Annotated in this window: 21 protein-coding genes; 14 read left to right on the top strand and 7 right to left on the bottom strand. The window is 38.3% G+C overall.

All coding sequences use genetic code 11. From position 1 onward, the window contains the following. The first annotated feature begins 7 nt into the window (after positions 1–7). The 3 genes from LVD51_RS05230 to LVD51_RS05220 all read left to right on the top strand — a co-directional run bounded on the left by LVD51_RS05230 (position 8) and on the right by LVD51_RS05220 (position 2,755). Positions 8–958: an isopenicillin N synthase family dioxygenase gene (locus LVD51_RS05230; RefSeq protein WP_236970142.1), complete on the top strand. Its 951-nt coding sequence runs from the start codon at positions 8–10 to the stop codon at positions 956–958. Positions 959–1,389: 431 nt separating this feature from the next. Continuing rightward, the gene (locus LVD51_RS05225; protein WP_236970141.1) at positions 1,390–1,923 is read left to right on the top strand and encodes a DUF3575 domain-containing protein; all 534 of its coding nucleotides are present in this window, start codon (positions 1,390–1,392) and stop codon (positions 1,921–1,923) included. Between the two features lie 403 nt (positions 1,924–2,326). Further along, positions 2,327–2,755, top strand: coding sequence for a Fur family transcriptional regulator (locus LVD51_RS05220; protein WP_236970140.1), 429 nt, complete (start codon positions 2,327–2,329; stop codon positions 2,753–2,755). Here LVD51_RS05220 and LVD51_RS05215 read toward each other — a convergent pair. Continuing rightward, entirely contained in the window at positions 2,752–5,067 is a 2,316-nt protein-coding gene (locus LVD51_RS05215) for a TonB-dependent receptor (RefSeq protein WP_236970139.1), read from the bottom strand. The two genes, LVD51_RS05220 and LVD51_RS05215, sit on opposite strands and share 4 nt — an antisense overlap. 3 nt (positions 5,068–5,070) lie before the next feature. After that, a complete protein-coding gene (locus LVD51_RS05210; protein ID WP_236970138.1) occupies positions 5,071–5,628 on the bottom strand; it encodes a type 1 periplasmic binding fold superfamily protein in 558 nt (185 codons plus the stop codon). 314 nt (positions 5,629–5,942) lie between these two features. Between LVD51_RS05210 and LVD51_RS05205 the strand changes: the two genes are divergently transcribed. Genes LVD51_RS05205 through LVD51_RS05170 form a run of 8 tightly spaced genes read left to right on the top strand, consistent with a single transcriptional unit; the run spans position 5,943 to position 14,396 of the window. After that, positions 5,943–8,357, top strand: coding sequence for a heavy metal translocating P-type ATPase (locus tag LVD51_RS05205; protein ID WP_236970137.1), 2,415 nt, complete (start codon positions 5,943–5,945; stop codon positions 8,355–8,357). Between the two features lie 58 nt (positions 8,358–8,415). Continuing rightward, positions 8,416–8,580, top strand: a complete 165-nt coding sequence (ccoS, locus tag LVD51_RS05200) for a cbb3-type cytochrome oxidase assembly protein CcoS (RefSeq protein WP_236970136.1) — start codon at positions 8,416–8,418, stop codon at positions 8,578–8,580. Between the two features lie 5 nt (positions 8,581–8,585). Further along, a complete protein-coding gene (ccoN, locus tag LVD51_RS05195) occupies positions 8,586–10,709 on the top strand; it encodes a cytochrome-c oxidase, cbb3-type subunit I (RefSeq protein ID WP_394803150.1) in 2,124 nt (707 codons plus the stop codon). 11 nt (positions 10,710–10,720) lie between these two features. Then, entirely contained in the window at positions 10,721–10,909 is a 189-nt protein-coding gene (locus tag LVD51_RS05190; protein WP_236970134.1) for a hypothetical protein, read from the top strand. Next, positions 10,906–11,790: a cbb3-type cytochrome c oxidase N-terminal domain-containing protein gene (locus LVD51_RS05185; RefSeq protein ID WP_236970133.1), complete on the top strand. Its 885-nt coding sequence runs from the start codon at positions 10,906–10,908 to the stop codon at positions 11,788–11,790. Before LVD51_RS05190 ends, LVD51_RS05185 begins: the two co-directional genes overlap by 4 nt. Beyond that, positions 11,738–13,243, top strand: coding sequence for a cytochrome c oxidase accessory protein CcoG (gene ccoG / locus LVD51_RS05180; protein WP_236970132.1), 1,506 nt, complete (start codon positions 11,738–11,740; stop codon positions 13,241–13,243). Before LVD51_RS05185 ends, ccoG begins: the two co-directional genes overlap by 53 nt. A gap of 5 nt (positions 13,244–13,248) precedes the next feature. Beyond that, complete coding sequence (locus LVD51_RS05175) at positions 13,249–13,695, top strand: FixH family protein (RefSeq protein WP_236970131.1); 447 nt, start codon at positions 13,249–13,251, stop codon at positions 13,693–13,695. Next, a complete protein-coding gene (locus tag LVD51_RS05170) occupies positions 13,692–14,396 on the top strand; it encodes a sulfite exporter TauE/SafE family protein (protein ID WP_236970130.1) in 705 nt (234 codons plus the stop codon). Before LVD51_RS05175 ends, LVD51_RS05170 begins: the two co-directional genes overlap by 4 nt. Before the next feature lie 7 nt (positions 14,397–14,403). Here the strand turns inward: LVD51_RS05170 and LVD51_RS05165 are convergent, their stop codons facing one another. Together LVD51_RS05165 and LVD51_RS05160 are read right to left on the bottom strand one after the other, a co-directional pair. After that, positions 14,404–15,432, bottom strand: a complete 1,029-nt coding sequence (locus LVD51_RS05165) for a response regulator (RefSeq protein WP_236970129.1) — start codon at positions 15,430–15,432, stop codon at positions 14,404–14,406. Further along, a complete protein-coding gene (locus tag LVD51_RS05160; RefSeq protein ID WP_236970128.1) occupies positions 15,422–16,651 on the bottom strand; it encodes a PAS domain-containing sensor histidine kinase in 1,230 nt (409 codons plus the stop codon). The genes LVD51_RS05165 and LVD51_RS05160 overlap by 11 nt, the downstream gene beginning before the upstream one ends. A gap of 255 nt (positions 16,652–16,906) precedes the next feature. Here LVD51_RS05160 and LVD51_RS05155 point away from each other — a divergent pair, with 255 nt between their 5' ends. The 3 genes from LVD51_RS05155 (at position 16,907) to LVD51_RS05145 (ending at position 21,382) form a co-directional block, all read left to right on the top strand. After that, a complete protein-coding gene (locus LVD51_RS05155; RefSeq protein ID WP_236970127.1) occupies positions 16,907–17,569 on the top strand; it encodes a hypothetical protein in 663 nt (220 codons plus the stop codon). Positions 17,570–17,747: 178 nt separating this feature from the next. Beyond that, positions 17,748–18,527: a DUF6503 family protein gene (locus LVD51_RS05150; protein ID WP_236970126.1), complete on the top strand. Its 780-nt coding sequence runs from the start codon at positions 17,748–17,750 to the stop codon at positions 18,525–18,527. Positions 18,528–18,562: 35 nt separating this feature from the next. Beyond that, complete coding sequence (locus LVD51_RS05145; protein ID WP_236970125.1) at positions 18,563–21,382, top strand: TolB family protein; 2,820 nt, start codon at positions 18,563–18,565, stop codon at positions 21,380–21,382. 69 nt (positions 21,383–21,451) lie between these two features. Here LVD51_RS05145 and pyrH read toward each other — a convergent pair whose 3' ends face one another. From pyrH to rpsB, 3 genes are all read right to left on the bottom strand, one after another. After that, positions 21,452–22,177 (bottom strand): UMP kinase, encoded by a 726-nt coding sequence (pyrH, locus tag LVD51_RS05140; protein ID WP_449566873.1) that lies wholly within the window; start codon positions 22,175–22,177, stop codon positions 21,452–21,454. A gap of 68 nt (positions 22,178–22,245) precedes the next feature. Then, the gene (gene tsf / locus LVD51_RS05135) at positions 22,246–23,076 is read right to left on the bottom strand and encodes a translation elongation factor Ts (RefSeq protein WP_236970123.1); all 831 of its coding nucleotides are present in this window, start codon (positions 23,074–23,076) and stop codon (positions 22,246–22,248) included. 67 nt (positions 23,077–23,143) lie between these two features. Further along, positions 23,144–23,878 carry a 30S ribosomal protein S2 gene (gene rpsB / locus LVD51_RS05130; protein ID WP_236970122.1) on the bottom strand — a complete coding sequence of 245 codons (735 nt, stop codon included), beginning with the start codon at positions 23,876–23,878 and terminating at the stop codon, positions 23,144–23,146. Between the last annotated feature and the right edge of the window lie 19 nt (positions 23,879–23,897).

The raw sequence follows: 23,897 nt of genomic DNA, 5'->3' as shown, positions 1-23,897 counted from the left end.
ATATAATATGTCAACTATATCTGTACCAAAATTAGATCTCTCTCAATTTTCTCAGGGAAATGAAGAAACTAGAAGCCAGTTTATTCAAGATTTGGGAAATGCTTTTCACGAATGTGGATTTGTCATCATTAAAAATCACGGAATCAGTCAGGATTTAATTTCTAACTTTTATCAGCGATCGAATGCCTTTTTCGAGTTGCCCGATGAAATCAAAAAAAATTATGAGATCAAAGGATTGGCCGGTCAAAGGGGATACACTTCTTTTGGTAAAGAACACGCCAAACATTCAGAAGTCGCCGACCTAAAGGAATTTTTCCAAATTGGTCAAGAAGTTCCAGAAGGACATCCCAAAAAACCACTATATCCCGATAATGTCAAAGTAGCTGAAGTAGAAGATTTCGCAGATTATGGCAAAAATTTATACCAAGCTTTTGAAAAGACAGGAGGTATCTTACTTCAAGCCATAGCTCTTTATTTAAATTTGCCAGAGCATTATTTTGATCGTGAGATTCATGAAGGCAATAGCATATTGAGATCCATATATTATCCTCCGATTACTGTAGAACCCAATTCTGCGGTGCGTGCAGAACAACACGAAGACATCAATTTAATCACCTTATTAGTAGGAGCCTCTGCCGGCGGGCTTCAATTATTGACAACAGAAGGAAAATGGTTACCAGTATTGCCCCAAGAAGATGAAATCGCCATTAATGTAGGGGATATGCTTCAGAGACTGACCAACAATTATCTCAAATCTACTACCCATCGCGTCATCAATCCACCGAAGGAAGAATGGCACGTACCTCGTCTGTCTATTCCCTTCTTTTTGCACCCTGTGGCCGACATGGATCTTTCCTGTCTCCCCAATTGCATTACGGAAGACAATCCTCTGCAATACGATGCCATTACTGCAGGTGAATATTTAGATGAAAGATTGCGTGAAATAGGATTAAAATAAAAGAAGACCTCTATCATAAAATTACTAAACCCCCTTGGTCAATGATGATCAATGGGGTTTATAATATAAGTCAAAGTATAACCCAAATTCGAGGATGGATAATATCATTGAGGTATTCATTGAAGATGAGAACCTCCACAAATGCCATTTATTTTCCTTCCGATCATTATTAGCAATGAATTTATAATTGACATTTATATTTCGATCTATTTGAAGATATTCCAATTTGAGAGTAGTGGACTTTCTGTAGGTGATTTTAATTGAATGTACACAAGGTCAAACTAGCTTCCCCAACTATGGCACAGAACTTCCATCTTTCCCTCTTCAACCCAGTACAGAAAATTGTTAAACTACAACATTTAAATTCTATTATTCGATAATTGTCTATAAAATATTTAGATTTGTACAAAACTAACCAATAACAAACTACTATGAAGACCTTTTTCACTACACTAATCATGTTGATGATTAGCCTACCGGCATTTAGTCAATTGGATGTATCTATCAATCCCATTGGCCTACTCTTTAAAAGCATTGGCGTTTCTGCTGAAAAACCTGTCCACGAAAACATTGGACTGGAAGGGACACTAAACTTAAATTTCAATAAATACAGCGTAGATGGCGAAGATTTCAACAGTAATGGATTTGGATTGAGAGCCCTGGGAAAATACTACTTTAACCCGGATAAAGGCTATGACAAATTCAATGCTGGAGCCTACCTCAGAATGAGCAACAACAGTGTAAAATACACAGGAGACAAAGTTAAAAACTTCCGACTGGCTCTGGGTATTTACAGCGGTTACAAATGGGTATCAAAAGACAATATCATATTTGAACTAGGTCTAGGCGTAGGACGAGCCTTGACGAATAATTACAAATCTGATGACACCAGTTTCAATGCTGCTGAGTGGCCATTATTGAATTTTGACATTACGGGCAAGCTTGCCATTGGATATCGATTCTAGTCTACTTTTTAACCTAAATATAGATACGAGGATGAATCATTGGATGAGTCCTCGTATATTTTCTTAGGTACGGCCTTCCAAAACCATAGAGAGATTTCTATTGACTCACTATCTACTTAGAACATCATTGAAGTGGTCACATCAGCGCCAGCTGTTAATACGAAATACATTTATAATACATAGTAATTTTCTTTTCCCATTTTCATATCCTTCCTACCAACCAATATTGTACAGCGAGGTATAAGAATATAAGGTAATCTCAATATTAATTTTTTCCTTTCATTTTCACTACCTTTACAATTATTATACGAAATAGTCATCATTATTTATAAGGCGACATCTATGATGGTTCTCTAAACCATTTCGCTTTAAAATTGTGATATATTAAAGAAGAGCGATTATTATGGATATCAATACCGCTATAGACTCTCGACTGAGCAATACACATCTTCGAAAAACACCTTTTCGCAAGGCTGTTTTAACCTATATGCTACAACACAAAGGCAAGGCAGTATCGAGTAGAGAATTGGAAAACGAATTGCAAAATCCCGACCGTGTAACTCTCTATAGAACCTTAAAAACCTTTGAAGATGTAGGGCTTATCCATCAAACCGTAGATGCTACAGGTGCTACCAAATACGCACTTTGTGAAGAAGGTTGTAGTGGTCATGCTCATCAGGACAATCACGCTCACTTTCACTGTACATCCTGTGACAAAACTGTCTGTGTGGAAGGATACTACGATAGTGAATATCGACTACCAGAGGGATTTCAAATCAATGAATCTCACATTATTCTAGAAGGTCTATGTAACCTGTGTCAAAAATCCTAAAAAGAATACTGCAATGACAGATTGGCATTGATTCCCACTTCATCGGCATAATATCGCTGTCTATTGAGATAATCTCGATATTTGGTATTGGTCAAATTTTGAATATCTAAATGAATATTAAACCGTTGTCCACCTATAACTAAATTGCTTCCCAATTCCAATCCCATCAAAAAATAGCCAGGAGGAGGCGGCAAATAATCTTGGTCAAGATCTAATCGATTTTGTTCAAAAACGTATTGGCCTTTGATCTCAATGTAAGACTTCTGCCATCGACGATGATCGGCCAGCTGGTAACGATAAGTCGCAGTTAAATTATCTGCGGGAATATATACCAAACTATTACCGTTTTGGATATCATCTCCTCGGACAATAGAAGCCGTTAGAGCCACAGTGTGATAGGTATTGAGATGCCATGATGCATCGGCATCCAGTCCATAAATATGAGCATTGGTTTGACTGTATTCAAACACGGGAAAAGCACCGCGAATAGTCAACTCATATTCATTTAAGGGTTGGAGATAGATAAAATTTTTAACCCATTGGGAATACCCCACTACATTGATGGACCATGAGGACGATTGTTGCCATCGATGACCAAGGGTCGCTTTCCACGACTCTTCCATGGATAGATTGGGATCTCCCATTTCAATTCCACTCACCCCTTGATGAAGGCCAAAACTATACAATTCATTGACTTCTGGGGGCCGTTTCATAAACCCTAAATTGAGTTTACTCTCCTGTCCATCCATCCAATGATATCTTCCGCCGACTGAAAAAGCCGACTGTAGGAAAAAGTGATCAAAATATTCAATCTCTCGTGGCAATGTTCTAGAAATCGCTTGCACATCCATCTTCTTAACCGACCATCGACTGCCAAAATCAAAAAACCATTGATTTATACTTTTCTCAATCAAGGCATAACCAGCACCAGAATAGGATCGATAATCGGGAATTAAGGGCAAAATCCCCGTTTCGGGGTGATTGGTATTGTCCAACATCATTTCTTGCAACCCTATCTTGAGTTCTCCATCCTTCCATATAGGTTGATGATACAGTTGCTCGAAATAGTGTGACCACAACTTCATCCTCATAGCTGGGAATTCAGACCGACCACTCCTTCTAACATCAAACTCTTTCCTAGAATTGATCTGTCCACCGTAGTTCACCTCCAACCATCTATTGTCCTTTAAAAAATATTTATTCTGCCATTTCAACAAATGGTGAACTACTTCTTGCCTTGGAGGAGCGATGGAATAAGAAAATTCATCTGATGTAAAATACGGCTCAGATCGACCAATAGCTGACTCCAAATCCGTTAAATTACCCACATGTGCACCTCTCAGAATACCTGTTTCTGTAGAGAACAAACTATAATATAAAGTCGATTGCCAGTGATCGAACATGGTTTTTTCCAATTGGAGAGATAAATTTTTCTCCCTCTGCCCAGTATTGGTCAAATAATAATCTGGACTCTTGCGATCACCTATATGTTTAATCGTCGATTTCAATCTCCATGCCAATTGAGGTTTGTATTCCTCTATCTCAATGTTGCCTGTATGACCGAGACCATTGGTTTGAAAAATATAATTCAATTGACCATGTATGCCTTCTCTTTGAGATATCTTCGACATATTGACTTTGACTACACTGCCCAAAGAGGTCCCAGCATAAGCAAGAGCACTACTTCCTTTGACCACAGTCAATTCGTCGGCTGAAAAAGCGTCAATTTCCGGTGCATGATCATTGCCCCACTGCTGGCCAGCTTGCGGAATGCCATTGTTCAATATCCCTATCCTATTCCCAAACAATCCGTGAACGATGGGTTTTGATATCCCAGATCCACTCTTGAGCACACTTACCCCTTCAATGGTCGAGAGCAAGTCTGAAAGATTTTCATTGGATGAATGCACAATATCTTCCTTTTGAATATTGGACCCTATCTCAGTAGAATAATCATTGGACTTCCCCTGAACCACCACGTCTTCTAATTTATAAGACGTGTGTTCCATCTCAATGACGATAGTTGTATCTGAGTGCAAGAGAACTTCTACCAGCTGTGGTTCACAACCTATGTGACTTACTTGGAGTCGATAAGAATGACTACTACAGAGATTATTGATTTCAAAACGACCATCTTGCCCTGTAACCTCACCCAAATCTTCGTCCATTACCATTATGGTAGCAAATTCTAATGGCTGACGACTTGCTTGATCTACCACTTGTCCCGTCAACCTATACAAACAAGATTGGCCCACTAGTTCAACATGCCAGAGAGCCAATCCTAAAACCAATATTAATATTTTTTTTGTCATCAACTATTCAATGGTCACAATAAAAGTCACCTCTATGTCGGTCTCTCCACCAGCATTGGCAATCAACCCATCAGATACTCCATCGGCCGACTTAGTCGGTTCATGACGCAAGGTCACCGTAAGATTACCCGTTCCAGCCTGACCAGTAGTTGCTTTAGTCTTTAGCCCTATAGGGTTTCCATCACCATCTTGGTCATCGTAGTCAATACTTAGATCCAATCCTCCATCAACAGCAAAAAAGAATTGATGTTCATCATCTTCCTCAGTTATTTCAGAAGTAATATCTTCTGATGGATCCTCAGAATCATTCGACAAGGTCAAACTCCCTGTATACTCAGTGTTTGCTTGTAAAATTCCACTGGTAATCATGGGGGCATTCCCTCCATCTCCATCCAAATCCTTGAATTCGAAGGTAACCGTTGGCGCAGAATCCGATACTAGGGTATACACAACAGTGGTGATTAACTCTTCTTCATTCGGTATAATTGGATCGTCCTTTTCACAACTCACAAATAATAACCCAATAATCATAACCGGTAATAATCTCAAAATCTGAATCATATTTAAGTTTTGTTTTACATGTAAATACAACAATGTTGCAAATATAATGAAAACTATGATTGACCATATCTATATTAATGTAAATCTTTCATAAGCTGTTTTCATTTTCTCATATCTATTAACAATATGGTCCCATCCATTATCCTTCGACTCTCTTGTTAATGCGTTAATCTATCCTCCTTCAATGTTGTAATATCATCTAGTACGATGACATACATCATTGGACTTATCACGATTTGAAAAGACCTTTGTATTACAGAAAAAGGAGTAATACCACCTGCATTTTTTATTTCCATAGAACCTCAAAGTCATACATGAACAACAATACGCCGCATACCATCAGCAAGACCGCTTGCTATCATTGTGGAGAACCATGTAACAATACTGAGATACAATTGGACGAATTGTCATTTTGTTGTCACGGTTGCAAAACCGTATATCAAATACTGGCCGACAACAATTTGACTTCTTTCTATGATCAGTTTCCAGGTCAAGCGGTACAAGCCAAACAGAATACTAATTATGACTTTCTAAAGAATACAGCCATAGCCAGGCAACTCATCGATTTTCAGACGGACAATATTGCCACCATTATTCTAGAGCTGCCGCAGATTCATTGTTCTGCCTGCATATGGATTCTTGAGCGCCTATTCCGATTTGATGATGGGATATTGTCGAGCAAGGTCAACTATCTAAAAAAAGAGTGTACAATAGTATTTGATATCAACAAAATAGATTTGTTTTCCTTAGCCAATCTCCTTCAACAGATAGGGTATGGCCCAGAATTCAATTTAAATAATTCCAAAGAAGAAAAAAAACGTTTTTCAAAATCTAACAACTATAAAATTGGACTGGCTGGATTTTGTTTTGGGAATATCATGCTACTGAGTTTTCCAGAATATATGTCCAGTCCACATCAGCCTATGTTTACCACCTTTGGATATTTAAAAATACTACTCGCCCTCCCCGTTTTATTATACGCCGGCAAAGATTATCTTTTGGCCGCCAAACAGTTCTTACTAAAACGCAATATAGGCATCGACTTACCCATAGCCATAGGCATGATTACTCTATTCAGCAGAAGTGTTTTTGAAATACTATCAGGAATAGGCGAAGGTTACCTCGATAGTTTTGCCGGCTTTGTGTTTTTATTACTCATTGGCAAGTGGTTTCAAGAAAAAACCTATTCCAATATTGCTTTTGATAGAGACTACACTTCATTTTTTCCGATCTCTGTACTTAGAAAAGAAGCTGATGGATGGGATTTTACTGCAATAGATCAGTTAAAATCTGGAGATATTATTAGAGTACGAAATGAAGAAATCTTACCCTGCGACAGTAAATTACTGGCGGGAAACGGTCGAATCGATTATAGCTTTGTAACTGGAGAATCCAAACTCCAGTCGACAACCATCCACCAAAATATTTTTGCTGGTGGCAAGATCGTCGGTGGTTTTGTTGAGGCCGAAGTCATCCATCCTGTAGCTCAAAGCCGATTGACCCAATTGTGGAACGACGATGTATTTCAAAAAAGCAAGGATATAAAAGAAAAATCCATCATAGACTTTATCAGTAAATATTTTGTTTTCATCATTATTGGAATAGCTGTTATAGGATTTTTTTACTGGTTGCCCATTGATATTGGCATGGCTTTTAACGTACTGACATCGGTACTCATCATCGCCTGCCCCTGTGTACTGGCTCTGTCTATTCCATTTATCTATGGAAATGGCATCAGACAGTTGTCCAAATGGAATATATTTTTAAAAAATACCGACACCTTATTCCGGTTACAAGAAATAGACAATATAGTATTTGACAAAACCGGAACCTTGACCGACCACAGTAAAATGCAAGTCACATTTTCTGGTATAAGTCTCGATGACCAGACTAAGAACCAGATAACCTCACTATGTCGGCTGTCCGCCCATCCATTGAGTCAAGCCATTGTTGAATTTTTAAAATCAGGTGATGAGGTAGAAGTCAACAACTTCTCAGAGTTTCCAGGACAGGGTATTCAGGGAACAATGGATAATAATTTTTGGCGATTGGGTTCGGAAAAGTTTATTCTGGGCCATACTTCACAAACCTCCATCTCTAGGAGCTATATTGAGTTCAACGGAGACATATTGGGTTATTTCAGCTTTGAACAAAAATTAAAAGGTGAAATGAAAAACATCATCGAAAACCTCAAGACTTCATATATACTCGGAATGACCAGTGGGGATCCGATTCCTCATCCTGAGATTGACCAATGGTTTGCTAAATGTGAAAAACCCTTGTACAATCAATCCCCCCAGGACAAATTAAGACATATAGATAATTTGATCCAACAAGGATATAGCCCCATGATGGTAGGCGATGGGCTCAACGACTCTGGCGCACTCAAACAGAGCAATGTCGGAGTAGTCGTAAATCATCGTCAAAACAATTTCACTCCGGCGGCAGATATTGTAGTCAATGACGAAGCATTAATATTACTCCCGCAACTATTGGAATATGCCCAATGGACGAGACGGATATTATATGGTGGATTTGTCATCGCGGCCTTGTACAATGGGATTGGCCTATATTTTGCACTCAAAGGCCTATTATCTCCACTTTTTGCAGCTGTTTTAATGCCTCTAAGCAGTATTACCATAGTAGTATATGGATTTTTTTCTATTAATATTTTAACTCAAATAATATTTCCAAAAAACCGAAATGACCATAGTCATTCCAACCGTTGACACAGGTCATAGTACAGCATTGGGTTATGTTATAATTTACACTCAAATTTCAACAACCATGCAAATAATCATTCTGCTTATCGCCATTAGTTTAATTCTGGCCATAGGATTTTTAATTGGCTTTTTTTGGGCTGTTCGATCGGGTCAATACGACGACGACTACACTCCATCTATAAGAATGTTATTTGACGATGAAGAAACAAACTCCAAAATTAATAAATAATGAATATGCCGAAGCTTGACACGTTTAGTTATGATGACAAAATTGTCCGACAATTTGCCATAGCTACCTTAGTTTGGGGAGCCATTGCGATGACGGTAGGCCTATATGCCGCTCTCGAATTGATATGGCCCAATCTCAATTTTAACAGATACATCACCTTTGGTCGAATCAGACCTCTGCATACCAATGCAGCCATATTTGCATTTGTGGGTAATGGAATTTTTATGGGCGTCTATTATTCATTGCAACGCTTGGTAAAGGCGAGAATGTGGAGTCCATTTTTATCCAAGCTCAATTTTTGGGGATGGCAGGCCATTATTTTGGCCGCAGCCATTACATTGCCCTTGGGTTTGACCAGTAGTCACGAATACGCGGAACTGGAATGGCCCATCGACATCGCCATTGCTGTGGTATGGGTGGCGTTTGGGGTCAATATGTTTGGAACCATTCTCAAACGAAGAGAAAATCACCTTTATGTAGCCATTTGGTTTTATATAGCCACATGGGTGACGGTAACCGTATTGCATATTTTCAACAATATCCAGATTCCGATATCCCTCTATAAGAGTATTCCGGTATTCGCCGGTGTACAAGATGCCCTCATCCAATGGTGGTATGGACACAATGCCGTTGCATTTTTTCTTACCACTCCTTATTTGGGTTTGATGTATTATTTCTTACCCAAGGCAGCCAATAGACCTGTGTATAGTTACAAACTCTCTATTATCCATTTTTGGGGTTTGATTTTTATATACATATGGGCCGGTCCTCACCACTTGTTATATACCTCATTACCAGATTGGGCCCAATCTCTGGGGACGGCCTTTAGTATTATGTTGATTGCTCCGTCATGGGGTGGTATGCTCAATGGACTATTGACACTGCGAGGAGCATGGGATAGAGTGAGAACCGATCCCATTTTAAAATTTATGGTGGTTGCTATTTCGGCCTATGGGATGGCTACCTTAGAGGGACCCCTATTGTCTATTAAGAGTATCAACGCCATAAGTCATTACACAGACTGGACGATAGCCCATGTTCACGTGGGTACTTTGGGCTGGAATGGGATGTTGACCTTTGGTATATTATACTGGTTAATTCCCAAACTCTACCAGACCAAGCTCCACTCTAAATCTTTGGCCAACGTACATTTTTGGTTGTCTACCTTAGGTACTATGTTTTACACTATTCCCTTGTACTGGGCGGGTTGGACTCAGAGTATGATGTGGAAGAGTTTTGACCCTAGTGGTTTTTTAACCTATGGAAACTTCTTAGAAACAGTTACTCAAATCCTTCCTATGTATCGATTGCGGGCATTGGGTGGATTGATTTATCTAATCGGTGTATTCATCATGGTCTATAATTTGTGGATTACTGCTCGCAATGGTAAAGCATCAGACACTGTAGTCACCGTACCCAGCAGAGTAAAACACAAAAGACAAAAAGGAGAATACTGGCATAAATGGATTGAACGAAAACCCATCCAACTCCTTATTGGAGCCACAGTAGTCGTCCTTATAGGAGGATTGGTTGAAATATTCCCTATGCTTCTCATTGACAACAATGTTCCGAAAATAGCTTCCGTTAAGCCATACACCCCGCTGGAATTGGAGGGTAGAGATATATACATTCGAGAAGGTTGTAATACCTGTCACTCTCAAATGGTAAGACCTCTTCGATCTGAGACAGAGCGATATGCTGGAGGTTTCTCAAAATCTGGAGAATTCATCTATGATCGTCCCTTCCTTTGGGGATCTAAGCGAACAGGGCCAGACTTGCACAGATTGGGTAAAAAATATTCTCACAGTTGGCACTACAATCATATGTTGGATCCCACTTCGACTTCTCCTGGTTCTATCATGCCATCTTATGAATGGTTACACACGACTGATTTGAATACCGATTACACATCGGCAAAAATCAAAGTACTTAAAATGTTAAATACTCCTTACGGCAAAAATTATGAAAACCATGCCGTGGAAGATTTACAAAAACAAGCAAGAGAAATCACTGAAGTACTGCGTCAAGACGGTATAGAACAAGAAAATTTAGAGAATAAAGAAATCATAGCCGTCATCGCCTATCTGCAGCGATTAGGTACAGATGCCAACCCCGAATTAAACAATTAAATCTAAACATCATGTATAAATATATCCTGGAACAAGCAGGTCAAATAAATTGGATGGCGGTGACCTCCCTACTTACTTTTTTCTTTGTATTCGTTACCGCCCTCGTCTTGGTTTTTAGAAAAGACGCCAATCACCTTGAACACATGACACATCTTCCTTTAGAGGACGATACTATTGACTTCAAAAACCAAATTTCATGAAAAATAAAAAAATCAATATAACGAGCTTGATCTGTATCCTGTCCATCGTCCCATTAATGGCTAAGACATCAGCCTCTAGCCCAACATTGGAATGGATTTTTCATAATTTACTTTTCATCTTATTCGCCGTATTGATGATTGGCGTACTGGTCACTCTCTACAATGTTTTGATGAATTATCTCAATTTAGAGAAAAAGAAATACCTTATAGAAGCGGGAAAAATAGTAGAAGAAGACACCCAAATCCAAAATGGTTCAGCTCTGAGTAAACTCTTGGAAAAAGCATGGGGATTTGTACCCAAAGAAGAAGAGGAATCTCTCGTTCTTGACCACGACTACGATGGGATCGTAGAACTCGACAACAAAATGCCTCCATGGTGGTTGGCTCTATTTTATGGAACCATCGTTTTCGCTGTTGTGTATCTATATATCTACGAATGGTCGGGCAATTGGAGTTCTACCCAACAATGGGAAGAAGAGGTAGCAGCGGGCAATGAGGCCAAAAGTGATTATTTAGCCAAAATGGCCAGCTTGGTCAACGAAGAAAATGTCACCCTATTAACCGATCCAGACGATATAGCCATGGGCAAAAAAACCTTTCAATCCCTGTGTATTGCCTGTCATGGCAGTGCGGGAGAAGGAAATAGCATAGGTCCCAACTTGACCGATGAATACTGGTTACATGGAGGTGGGATTCGCAATGTTTTTAAAACCATTACCCATGGTGTCCCAGAAAAGGGAATGATCGCTTGGAACAATCAATTGGAACCAGCAATGATCCAAAAGGTCGCTAGTTACATTCTATCACTCCAGGGAAGTAATCCACCGAATGCCAAGGATAAACAAGGACAATTGTGGACAGAAGACGAAAATATTAATTAGCCCTTCATCGGCAACAGCTCAATGCAAACCCAAAATGAATAATGACCATTTATATCAAGACCTCTACGACAAAGATGAATCTTTTAGAGATAGTTTGTCGACGATAGATCAACAGGGGAAGAGAATATGGGTTTATCCCAAGAAACCCAAAGGTCCTCTGTATCAATATCGCAAATACATTTCCTATCTCTTGTTATTGGTTTTATTTGCCATTCCCTGGATTAAAATAAACGGTCAGCCCCTTTTCTTATTCAATATTTTAGAGGGAAAATTTATTCTATTTGGCATTTACTTTGGACCTCAAGATTTTCATCTTTTCGTCATAGGTATGCTCATCCTAATGGTATTTATAGTATTATTTACTGTGGTTTTTGGGCGTGTATTTTGCGGATGGGTTTGCCCTCAAACCATTTTCATGGAAATGGTTTTTAGAAGAATAGAATACTGGATTGAAGGAGATTACAAGGCCCAGAAAAGATTAAACAAAGCTCCATGGACGGCGGAGAAAATTATGAAAAAAGGAAGCAAGCAAATCATTTTTTTCTCCATCTCCGTCCTTATTTCTAATACCTTTCTCGCTTATTTTATCGGTTCCGATGCCTTAGTGGATATTATCACAGATCCCATCCAACAACATTTATCGGGATTTATCTCCATGGTTATTTTTTCGGCAGTATTTTACGCAGTATTCTCTGTTCTTCGAGAACAAGTATGTACCACCATCTGTCCCTACGGCAGACTACAAGGTGTTCTTTTAACGGAAAACTCCTTGGCTGTGCAATACGATCACGTCAGAGGTGAGCCTCGTGGAAAAATTCACAAAAATCAAGACCAATCTCAAAAAGGAGATTGCATAGATTGCAACCTATGCGTCCACGTTTGCCCGACAGGAATAGATATAAGAAACGGTATCCAATTGGAGTGTGTAAATTGTACCGCATGTATCGATGCATGCAATGATGTAATGACAAAAATTGACAAGCCCAAGGGATTAATTCGCATCGACAGTCTCAATGGAATTGAAACCGGGGTAAGAAGCATTGTCAACAAGCGTTCTATCGCCTATTCCATGGTTCTAGTGGTATTGATTATCCTCCAAGTTGTACTATTTATAAATCGATCTGATGTAGAAGCCCTTATTCTTAGGACTCCTGGAACCTTGTACTATGAAAATTCTCCGGACACCATCAGCAATCTCTACAATTATCAATTGATCAATAAAACTGATAAAGAATATTCCATCCAATTTAAGATTGCAAATATAGATGCAGAAATCGAATTTGTAGGAGAAGAGCCCTCCACCCTAGCCCAACAAACTGCTGAAGGAGCCATGTTTATTAAAATACCTAAATCGATACTGACGGATAGAAAGACCAATCTAAATATTGAAGTATACCACGACGACGAACTCATCGATAAGACTAAAACCGTTTTTTTAGGACCCTTAAAATAAAACCTATGTTAAAATTAAACTGGGGCCAAAGCCTGTTGATATTCTTTATATGCTATGTAAGTACTCTGGGTTATGTATTGTACCGATCGACCCAAGTGGATCACAGCTTGGTCATGAAAGATTACTATAAACACGATCTGGCTTATCAAAATCGATATGATCAAATTGAAAATCGAAAAAAATTAGATCGCGACCTTCAAATAAATTACGAGGCAGAAACTGCTGTGTTAACCTTGGATTTTGGTCCGAATAATACCCCTATCCAAGGCGAAGTAGTACTGTATTCTCCCTCCGATGAATTAAAGGACAAAAAATGGAAGGTTTCCGTACCCAATGGAGGGAAAAAACAGATAAATTTTAAGGATTTAGCATCGGGTAAATACCATGTACAAGTAGAGTGGCAGGATGGAACAAACAGTTATTACAAGGAAACCAATGTAGTGTTACCATGATATATACCTTGGCCATATCTTTGGGATTTTTTGGAAGTCTACACTGTTTAACCATGTGTGGCCCCCTCATTATAGGTGGGATTCAAAGTCAACCTTCCAACAACAAATACGACAGACTATTTCAACTTTTAAAATACAATATTAGTCGATCGTTTGCCTATGCCCTAATCGGTATCGGCATATCTTCCATTGGTCAATTACGCTTTCTAGGCAATTTCCAGCAAACGCTTTCTCTCCTTGGAGGTGCTGTACTTATTCTATTATTTTTAGCCTCATTGGACATCGAAAAAGCCCTCTTCGCCATTCCGGGATTTAAAAAAATCTACGCTGGTTTACATCGACGCATTGGTCAATTTTTCTTAAATCGAAAGAAAACATCGGTCTGGATAATTGGTTTTTTTAATGGACTGTTGCCTTGCGGACTCGTCTATTTGGCATTGGCCGCATCACTAATGGCAGACAATGTCTGGCAGAGTGGCTTATTTATGTTTTTGTTTGGGTTATCTACCAGTCCTATCCTAATTGGATTGGTCCTGGGCCATCATCGAATATCCATGGTATGGAAAGCCAAGATCGCAAATGTTATTCCCATATTTCAATTGGTCCTGGGATTGATCTTGATATATAGAGGGCTCTTCATCCATATGCCCAGTGAATTACAGTTTTACTATTTAATCCAAAATCCAATTATGTGCCATTAAATCCCTGTCAATGGGGATAGTTTCTCAACACTTCTGGCTCCAATATATTGATCTCAGAGCCCTGAATGCGAATCAATCCATCGGTTTTGAATTCGGAAAGGGTACGAATTGTCGTTTCTTTCGCAGTACCTGCTAAATCAGCTATATCCTCTCTGCTGACATCGATGGCCGATGGAGAATAGAGATCGTATAATGCCATAAGACTGGAAGCCACTTTTTTTCGAACCGACTCATAGGCCTGCTCCAACAATCGATTGTAGGACTGACTGTATTCTTCCATCATCAGCTGATTGAAATAAGACATCAATTGATCGTTGGACTGTACAAAATCTAGAAACTCTTCTTTGTTAATAATCCGAACACTTACCGGTGTCAAACTGATGGCATCAGCAATATAGGGTCGTCCTCTAAAAGCATCAAATTGTCCAACAAAATTTCTTCGAGAAGCCAATTGAACAATCAAGGTTTTGCCCATTTCATTGGTTTTGGATATCTTAATCTTCCCAGATTCAATATAATATACATTGTGTACATAAGCATTCTCGCGATACAAGTATTCTTTGGCCGCAAACAATCTCAATTCTTTATCTTCAATAAAAGATTGGATATCTGATCTCAATTTTTCACCATTAGAAAACTGTGGCCGAGACTGTACCTTAGAGGTATTGGCCATTTTTATTCTCAATTCAATGGCTCTCAACAACTCGGAATCATCAAAGGGCTTGGTAATATAGTCTACCGCGCCCAGACTCATCCCTTTTCGAAAATCTCTTTTTTCCGCCTTTGCCGTTAAAAAAATTAAAGGAATGTCTCTGGTTACCTCTGAATTGTTTAAAATCTTCACCACGCCAAATCCATCTAATTCCGGCATCATTACATCGCATAATATCAAATGTGGATGGTGCTCCAATGCCATTGCCACACCTTGTTTACCATTGGCCGCAAGTAGTACATTATATCCTGCCAGTTCTAGGATTTCTCCTATGTTATCTCTTACTTCGAAATTGTCTTCGATAATTAACACCCTACTTTTCATATATGGGAATTTTCATGGTAAAAGTACAACCGCAGTATTCTTCACTTGTGAAAGATATCTCCCCTTTCAACATATTAATATAATGCTCTACTATATGCAAACCCAAACCAGTTCCCTGAATATTTTCCACGTTGGAAGCTCTAAAAAATCGGTGAAAAATATATTGTTGATCTTGTACAGGAATCCCCATTCCCTTATCGGCTACCTCTATAGACACCGAATCCACTCCATAGTCTATATTGCAAATAATCGGTGAATTTTCAGGTGAATACTTTATAGCATTGCTCATTAAATTGAATAAAATATTGCGAATTATATGACGATCCGAATAGATACTGACTGATTCATCAGCTATGTTAATTTCAAAATATTGACCTTTCTTTAAAATACTCTCCAATTCGTTGACCAAGGTAGAACATACATCGGTAAGATTAAATACAGTGAATTTTAATTCTTGTTTGCCTTCTTCCAGTTTGCTCAAAGACAAAAAGTCATTAAGTATTCCCGTAAGGTTGTTGACCGCTGATTTTATTCGATCCACATGTTTTAAACGATTGGTCTGATTTTCTGCGGTTTGGTATTTGGAGATCAAAGAGGCCGACGACAATATAGTACTCAGTGGTGTTCTAAATTCGTGAGAAGCCATGGATACAAATCTCGACTTGAGTTCATTGAGTTCCCTTTCGTTGTCCAAAGCTTTGGCTAGGGTTTTCTCTTTTTCCTCGAGTTTTTTATTGGTACTCAACAGGCGATTGATGACTTGCTCCAACTCAATGGTTCGCAGTTCCACCAACTTTTCAAGTTCATTATTAATGGTTAGCAATTTTCTATTGACTTCATCTAATTCTGTCAAATCGTGTACTACCCCAGTAAATATGATCCGATCACTCAGCACTACTTCACTGACCGCTAACCTAAAAGGGAACAAAGTTCCATCTTTTTTCAAACCCTGGACTTCTCTTCCAATACCAATAATCTTTGGCTTCTTGGTTCGATTATAGTTTTCTATATATTTATCGTGCTGAGATTGATCGGGTTCTGGCATTAAAAATTTCACATTTTTCCCAATCATTTCACTGGGCTTATACTGAAACAATTGTGCTGCCGACTGATTGACCATCTCAATAATGCCCTTATCATTTATAGTCAATATCCCATCAATGGCTGTATCGATAACATACCTTAGGGTAGAAGCAAGGTCTATATTTTCCTTATTCAAAACTCAAGATTGATTTGTATCATTTCAAAATGTGATTTACATCATCGCGTAAAAAAAGCTTACCTCCTATTTTTGGAATAATTTAAAAAAAAATTGCAGAATAGATGACTCCTACTGGAATAAATCCAAAATAAATTACCTGCAAAAGTACAGGGCGGATAGTGAATTCCCTAATGAAACAAAAAAAATAATCTAACTATTACTTCAATTAATGCAGAATGCAGAATCTAGACTATTAGTTAAAAAAATTATGGATTGAATACATTGATTATATACGGGACCAAAACTCAAAAGTACAACCTAATAAAGGATGCTTTGACTCAATTTATTGAGAAACATCAATATGAATTTGCCATCGTAGAGGTCAACAATATTCTAAAGATATTATCGGACAACACTTCTTCCATCCCGGCTGTAAAAATCAATAATAAATATCTAGTATCTTGGGATAGTTATCAGCAAATTGACTTATTTATTGAGCAGTGTAAACAGATCATCGTTCGCCATATAGACAATGTCAAACTAAAAAAAATAGGATTTGTCATAGATTACCAGATGGAAGAGTTAAGTGACTTAAATCGAATTCAACAAATAAAATCCTCTGAGGACACGGTATTAGACATTATCTACATGGTCACTCCCAGTTTGGATCAATACAACACTCTTCATATTCTAATGGCTAAAAAAGTAAAAGATTTAATTGAAAAATCTGATATACGAAGAGATAATTTTGACATACTCCCCTATCAAGTCGACTTACAAAATGAATCCATTCAAGACACTTTAATCCATTTATCTTCCCAATACCGAGAACTGTATATTGACCGTATAATTTTAGATCGCTGGCTTTCCCTATCCTCCATTCAATCCTTACATCTGTTACAGCAGATGAGTTCTTGCCCCATTCAATCCCTGTAGTTTTACCTTTTTGTTTTCATTTGCCTTTGGAGTCGTAAACCACCTTCACAATATTCCCTCTATAGTCGGTATCGGGTTTTTAGAATTAAATAAGGATTTGAATTACTTTTCCATGGTAGTCATAAAACAATTGACACAATTTGCAGTTTGTATTGAATAATTAAAACTGAAATTCTTGATGAAACCCATTATCATTTCCACATTAATATTGCTCATTTCTGTATTGATCTACGCTTGCACGAAACCCAGTAACCAAGCCGCCGTGTCAATTCTTTCACAAAGTGAAGAAATCATTCATCAATCAATCAAAGCTATGAATGGATCACTCTTGGATAGAGCCCATATAAGTTTTGAATTTAGAGGTCAGCAGATTCAATACCACAACGACAATGGGACATTTGAATACATAAGAAATTTTCAAGACACTTCGGCCAATCTCATCTTGGACAGTTTGAATAATGAGGGATTTTCTCGATATATGAACAATGAAAAATTAAATTTAACATCGGAAGAAGAAACCTCCCTAGCCGGCGGCATTAATTCAATAATATATTTTGCCTTCCTCCCCTATGCTCTTACCGACCCTGCCGTCAATTCATCGTATATCGGCGAAGTAAACATAAAAAATAAAACCTACCATAAAGTCCAAATCACTTTTGATCAAGAAGGTGGAGGAGAAGATCACGACGATGTATTCCTATACTTTTTTGACATCGAAGATTATTCCCTAGACTATCTGGCTTATTCATATCATGTCCATGGAGGAGGTATTAGATTTAGAGCTGGATACAATGAACGCAATGCCAATGGGTTGATCTATCGAGATTATATCAATTACAAGGCCGACCCCAACACTATCGACTTTGATATGATCGAAGAAGCCTATGAAAATGGTCATCTAGAAGAATTGTCCAAGATAGAAATCGAAAATTTAACCATCCATTCAAGCAAAGAATAAATTAATATATTTATAGGGACAAATAATTTAACCCTATGAAATATTACTCCTATCGCTACCTAGTCATCTTTGGTCTTACCTGGATCCTTTTGTGTAAGGTCAGCGAAAGTAATGGTCAAAATTTTGGAGGTATTCCCCCCAGTCAGGATTGGAAAATTAAAAAAACAGCCCAAGTCGATGTCATTTACAATCGAGGATTAGAACATCGTGCAGACGACATAATTCAAGATATCAATGACATTCAATCTCATTCTGTATTGAGTTTGGGAAGTCATTCCGATCACATCCCCATTATCCTGAGAAACAACAATCTCACCGCCAATGGATTTGTGAGTTATGCCCCATATCGATCGGAGTTTTATCTACATGGATCTCAAGACCCCAATCTAATTGGTTATGGTGATTGGCCTCAATTGTTAACCACTCACGAATATAGACACGTATTACAATTTTCTAACTTTAGGGCGGGCCCATTAAATGTTATCAGCAAATTTGCTGGCCAAGCCGCCATGGGTGGCACCTATCATTTTCTAATTCCCAATTGGTTTACTGAGGGCGATGCCGTTTATTTTGAGTCAGAAGTAACTCAAGTAGGTAGAGGACAGTTGCCTGCCTTTGACGCCGATCTCCACGCGATTTTACAGGCAGGAAAAAATCATTCCTATGCCAAATTTAGAAATGGATCTTTTAAAGATATTATCCCAAACCATTATGTTTTCGGCTATCAATTGGTAGCCCATGGCTATAGGGAATACGGTGAAGATTTTTGGTCTAGAATATTGAACAATTCGCACAGACTGAAATATGGACTCCCTCCATTTGCCAAAGCCATTCGCAAAAATACTGGCCAAACCATATCCCAGTTTTCCAATGATGCCTTAGCTCAATATGTGAATCTTCATTCAGAATTTCGACACATAACGGACAAGTCCAGTCCTCTTTTTGATGACGATAAAAACATAAGAAATGAAAAAATCATTTTAACTATAGATGCCGATAGATCCATTTTACTTCAAAGCAGTTATGACGAGATCAATACCGTATATCTAGTGACTGGGGTTAGGAAGGAAAAACTATTTGCTCTGGGGGCCACTAACGATGCATACATAAAAAATTATGGATCACAAATCTTCTACCTCAATCAATCTCCCCATCCCAGATGGACGAACCAAACGTATAGTGATATTTACCAGTACGACATCAACAGTCATAAAAATATAAAAATAACCAACCACAGTAGGATTCTATCCTTCGATCACCATCCAGCAACTGGACAGTTCGCAGCTGTTCTAGGAGATGAAAGGGGAGAGAATCAACTTGTACTCCTCGATGCAAACGGTGAAAAACAGGATACGCTATTACAAATACCAGGTGCAATAATGGCCTATCCCAGTTTTAATGATTCTGGAGACAAGATAGTTTTTACTGTTCGCCGAGAAGGCAGAATGTCATTGCAAACATATGACCTTCGGAGTCGAGAACTCAATTCAATCATACCGCCAATTGATGCCACAATTGCCCGCCCCTACCACCATAAGGAGGGGGTATTGTTTTCCTCATCCATTTCGGGCAGAGACCAGATATATTATTATAGATTTTCAGAGAAACAAATATACAGCATCAGCCAATCTCCTACTGGAGATTACAATCCCACCTATAATCGAGAAAAGGACATGATCTATTTTAGCCGTAAAACTGCTTATGGGCAAAGGCTGTATTCCTCAGCCATGAATTTAGAAACTTCAGCCAACGCATTGTTTGTATCTCAAAAAACAGAAAATAATCACAGCTTTTTAAATCAACAAACTAAGCAAAGAAAGCTAGATCTATCTAATCAAGCTATGGTAACAGAAAGTGATTACAAGCCTCTTAAACACATGTTTAAATTTCATTCCCTGTATTTGAATCCATCCTTATCCACTCCAAAACTCTCCATTATTTCCAATGATTATCTCAACACTACAGAAGCAGAAATTTTTGGACAATACTACGATAGCGATGGCACTTATGCTTTAGGTGGCCAAGTAACTTATGGACAGAGTTTTACACAGTTTTCTCTGGAAGCACAACATCGTCTTAATAGAAAGTTATATATCAGGTACAATAATGAAATCCTGAGTTTGCCAAAGTCAGAGACCACATTGGAAGGGTCCATCATTTTGCCATTGAATTTTTCAAAAAGAAATTATGGTGAATACTTAACCACAGAATTAACGCATTCTATAGTCCAAGAACATTTCGATCCATCATCATTAGAACTGCCAAGTAATGTGATTTTGGAGCCTAGCCAATTTCAAAAAACCAATCTCAGCATTCAATGGCAGAGATCAGCTATGATGGCCTATCGGGATATTATACCGCGTTGGGGCTGGAACACCTACCACAATTACTTTCGCAGCTGGGATGATAGTCAGCCCTATTTATATTATAATTATACCCATATTTATCTGCCAGGCTTCTTTAAAAACGATGGATTCAAAATCAATCTTCAAAGTCAATGGAATTCCAGACTGGCGAATAATTATCTGCCATTCTATATCCAATCCGCCATATTGCCGGATTACGATGTGACGACTTTTACTCGAGGTGGAGTCTTGGCTGCCAACTATATATTTCCGATATGCTATCCCGAAGTATCGATTCCCCACATCATGTACACCAAAAGACTGGCTGGCAATCTGTTTGGTGAATATTTCATTCACAATCCCAATACAAAAATCTGGCAATACGGGGCTGACTTATTGTTGACAGCGCGGTATTTAAACTTATTCGAATTCACCATTGGATTAAGGGGGTATTACCGACATAATACCAAACAATTCAATATGAATCTAGTGTTTTTGTCCGACTTATAGGGCTGAATGTCTTCCAAACTTAAGAAAAACACCTATGATAAAACCAAATAGATTCGCTTCCCAGACGGTCTATTTTTCTACGGCTGCAAAATTATCGACAATGGTTCCCAAAGCTTCTCCGTTGACTATTTTTTGTAGGTTGCCTTTTTCATAAATATTGAAAACAATAATGGGCAGATTGTTCTCTTGACAAAGGGTAAAGGCAGTTCTATCCATTACTTTTAGTCCTTTATCAATAGCTTCCTCAAAATTAATTTTATCGTACTTAACTGCTTTTGGATTGATCATGGGATCTTCAGAATAAATGCCGTCAACCTTCGTCCCTTTTAAGATTACATCTGCACTTATTTCATTGGCTCTGAGGGCGGCTGCCGAATCCGTAGTAAAATATGGATTACCGGTACCGGCTGAGAAAAGGACGACCCGCCCTTTTTCCAAATGTCTAATGGCTCTGCGTCTAATATAGGGTTCAGCTATTTCTTTCATTTCTATAGCAGAGATCAATCGCGTATAAACACCGATGGATTCCAATGAAGATTGCAAGGCCATACCATTGATCACAGTAGCCAGCATTCCCATGTAATCACCTTGAACCCTTTCTATAACAGACTGGTCATTGGACACACCTCTATAGATGTTTCCGCCACCGATAACTACGGCTACTTCTGCTCCCAATCTTTGAATAGATTTGATTTCTTCGGCATAATGCAGCAAAATTTGGTTGTCAATACCAAACTCTTTTTTGCCCATCAAAGCTTCCCCACTTAACTTTAATAATACTCTACTATACATCAATGATTTTATATTAAATTCTTTGCAAAAAAAAAGCGACTGAATTTTCAGTCGCTTAATTTAATTAATTTTTATCCAAGCATCAAATGTTTGAAATCTGTAATGGTCAGATTTTTATCAACACTTTGTAGATATTGTTTTACTGTTGAACCGTTGTCTTTCACAAAACCTTGATTTAGTAAGGTATTTTCTTGGAAAAACTTGTTCAATTTCCCTAAGGCAATTTTTTCAATAATTTGTTCTGGCTTACCTTCTTGGCGAGCTTGTTCTTTACCGATTTCAATTTCTTTTTCGATAATAGAAGGATCTACTGCATCTTTATCCAAAGCTATTGGTCTCATAGCAGCTACTTGCATAGCAACATCTTTTCCAGCTTCTTCAACAGAACCACCATCTTGATTCAATCCAACGATAACCCCTGCTCTGTATCCCATATGGATATATGGTACAACGAGTTCGGATTCAAGCAATTCATAATCGGCCAATTCGATTTTTTCGCCAATCACACCTACTTGCTCGATAATCTTATCTTGAATAGTGATAGGTCCAAGAGGAAGAGCTCCCAATTCATCTTTAGTTTTGGGAAGGTTTTCCAATGCAATGCTTGCAATTTGATCAGCAAAGTTGATAAAGTCTTGATTTTTGGCAACAAAGTCGGTCTCACAACTCAAACGAATGACTACGCCACTCTTTTTGTCATCAGATACTTTGGCAATAACCACTCCTTCTTTGGCTTCGCGCTCGGCTCTTTTCAAAGACAATTTTTGTCCTTTAGTTCGAAGGATTTCGATGGCTTTTTCATAATCGCCATCGGCTTCTACCAATGCTTTCTTACAATCCATCATACCGGCACCGGTCTGATCTCTTAATTTCTTAACATCTGCTGCAGTTATATTGCTCATTATGCAATTATTTTTTCTGATTTGATAATAAAACTTAAAAAGGAAAGCTAATTCCTTTGATTAAAACCTAGGCTTCAGTCCCTTCTCCACTTTCAGAATCACCACTACCTGTTCGTCGCTCATCCAATCCTTCTTTGATACAAGCTACCAAATAATCAGTTATGATTTGGATAGATTTGGTTGCATCATCATTAGCAGGAACTGCATAATCTACAGACTTAGGATTACAGTTGGTATCTACGATACCGAATGTTTTAAGACCCAGTTTTTTAGCTTCTGCCAACGCAATATGCTCATGATCTATGTCAACGATAAAGATGGCGTGAGGCAATCGGTTCAACTTAGCAATACCACCAAGTACTCGTTCGATCTTATCTCTTTCTCTGGTCAAAGTCAAACGCTCTTTCTTAGTAACTGAAGTCAATGAACCATCGCTCAACATACGATCGATATTATTCATTTTTTTAACTGAACGTCTTACTGTGGCAAAGTTGGTCATCATACCCCCCAACCAACGATCAGTTACAAAAGGCATATCTACTGATCTGGCAGCATCTGCCACGATATGTCTAGCTTGCTTTTTAGTGGCAACGAAAAGAATTTTCCGACCTGATTTCGCCAACAATTTCATGGCCAAACCAGCGTCTTCCAATCTTTCAGCTGTCCGATGTAAGTCTATTATATGAATACCTTTATGTTCAGTAAAGATATATGGTTTCATTTTAGGGTTCCACTTGCGTTTCAAGTGACCGAAGTGGACTCCGGCATTTAATAACTCATTATATTTTGGTGCATTTATCATTTTGCTCGAAATTTTCTCA

This window comes from Membranihabitans marinus, from assembly GCF_021729155.1.
Classification (GTDB): domain Bacteria; phylum Bacteroidota; class Bacteroidia; order Chitinophagales; family Saprospiraceae; genus Membranihabitans; species Membranihabitans marinus.
The sequence above is the reverse complement of the archived record's forward strand: the minus strand, read 5'-3'. Positions and strand labels throughout refer to the sequence as shown.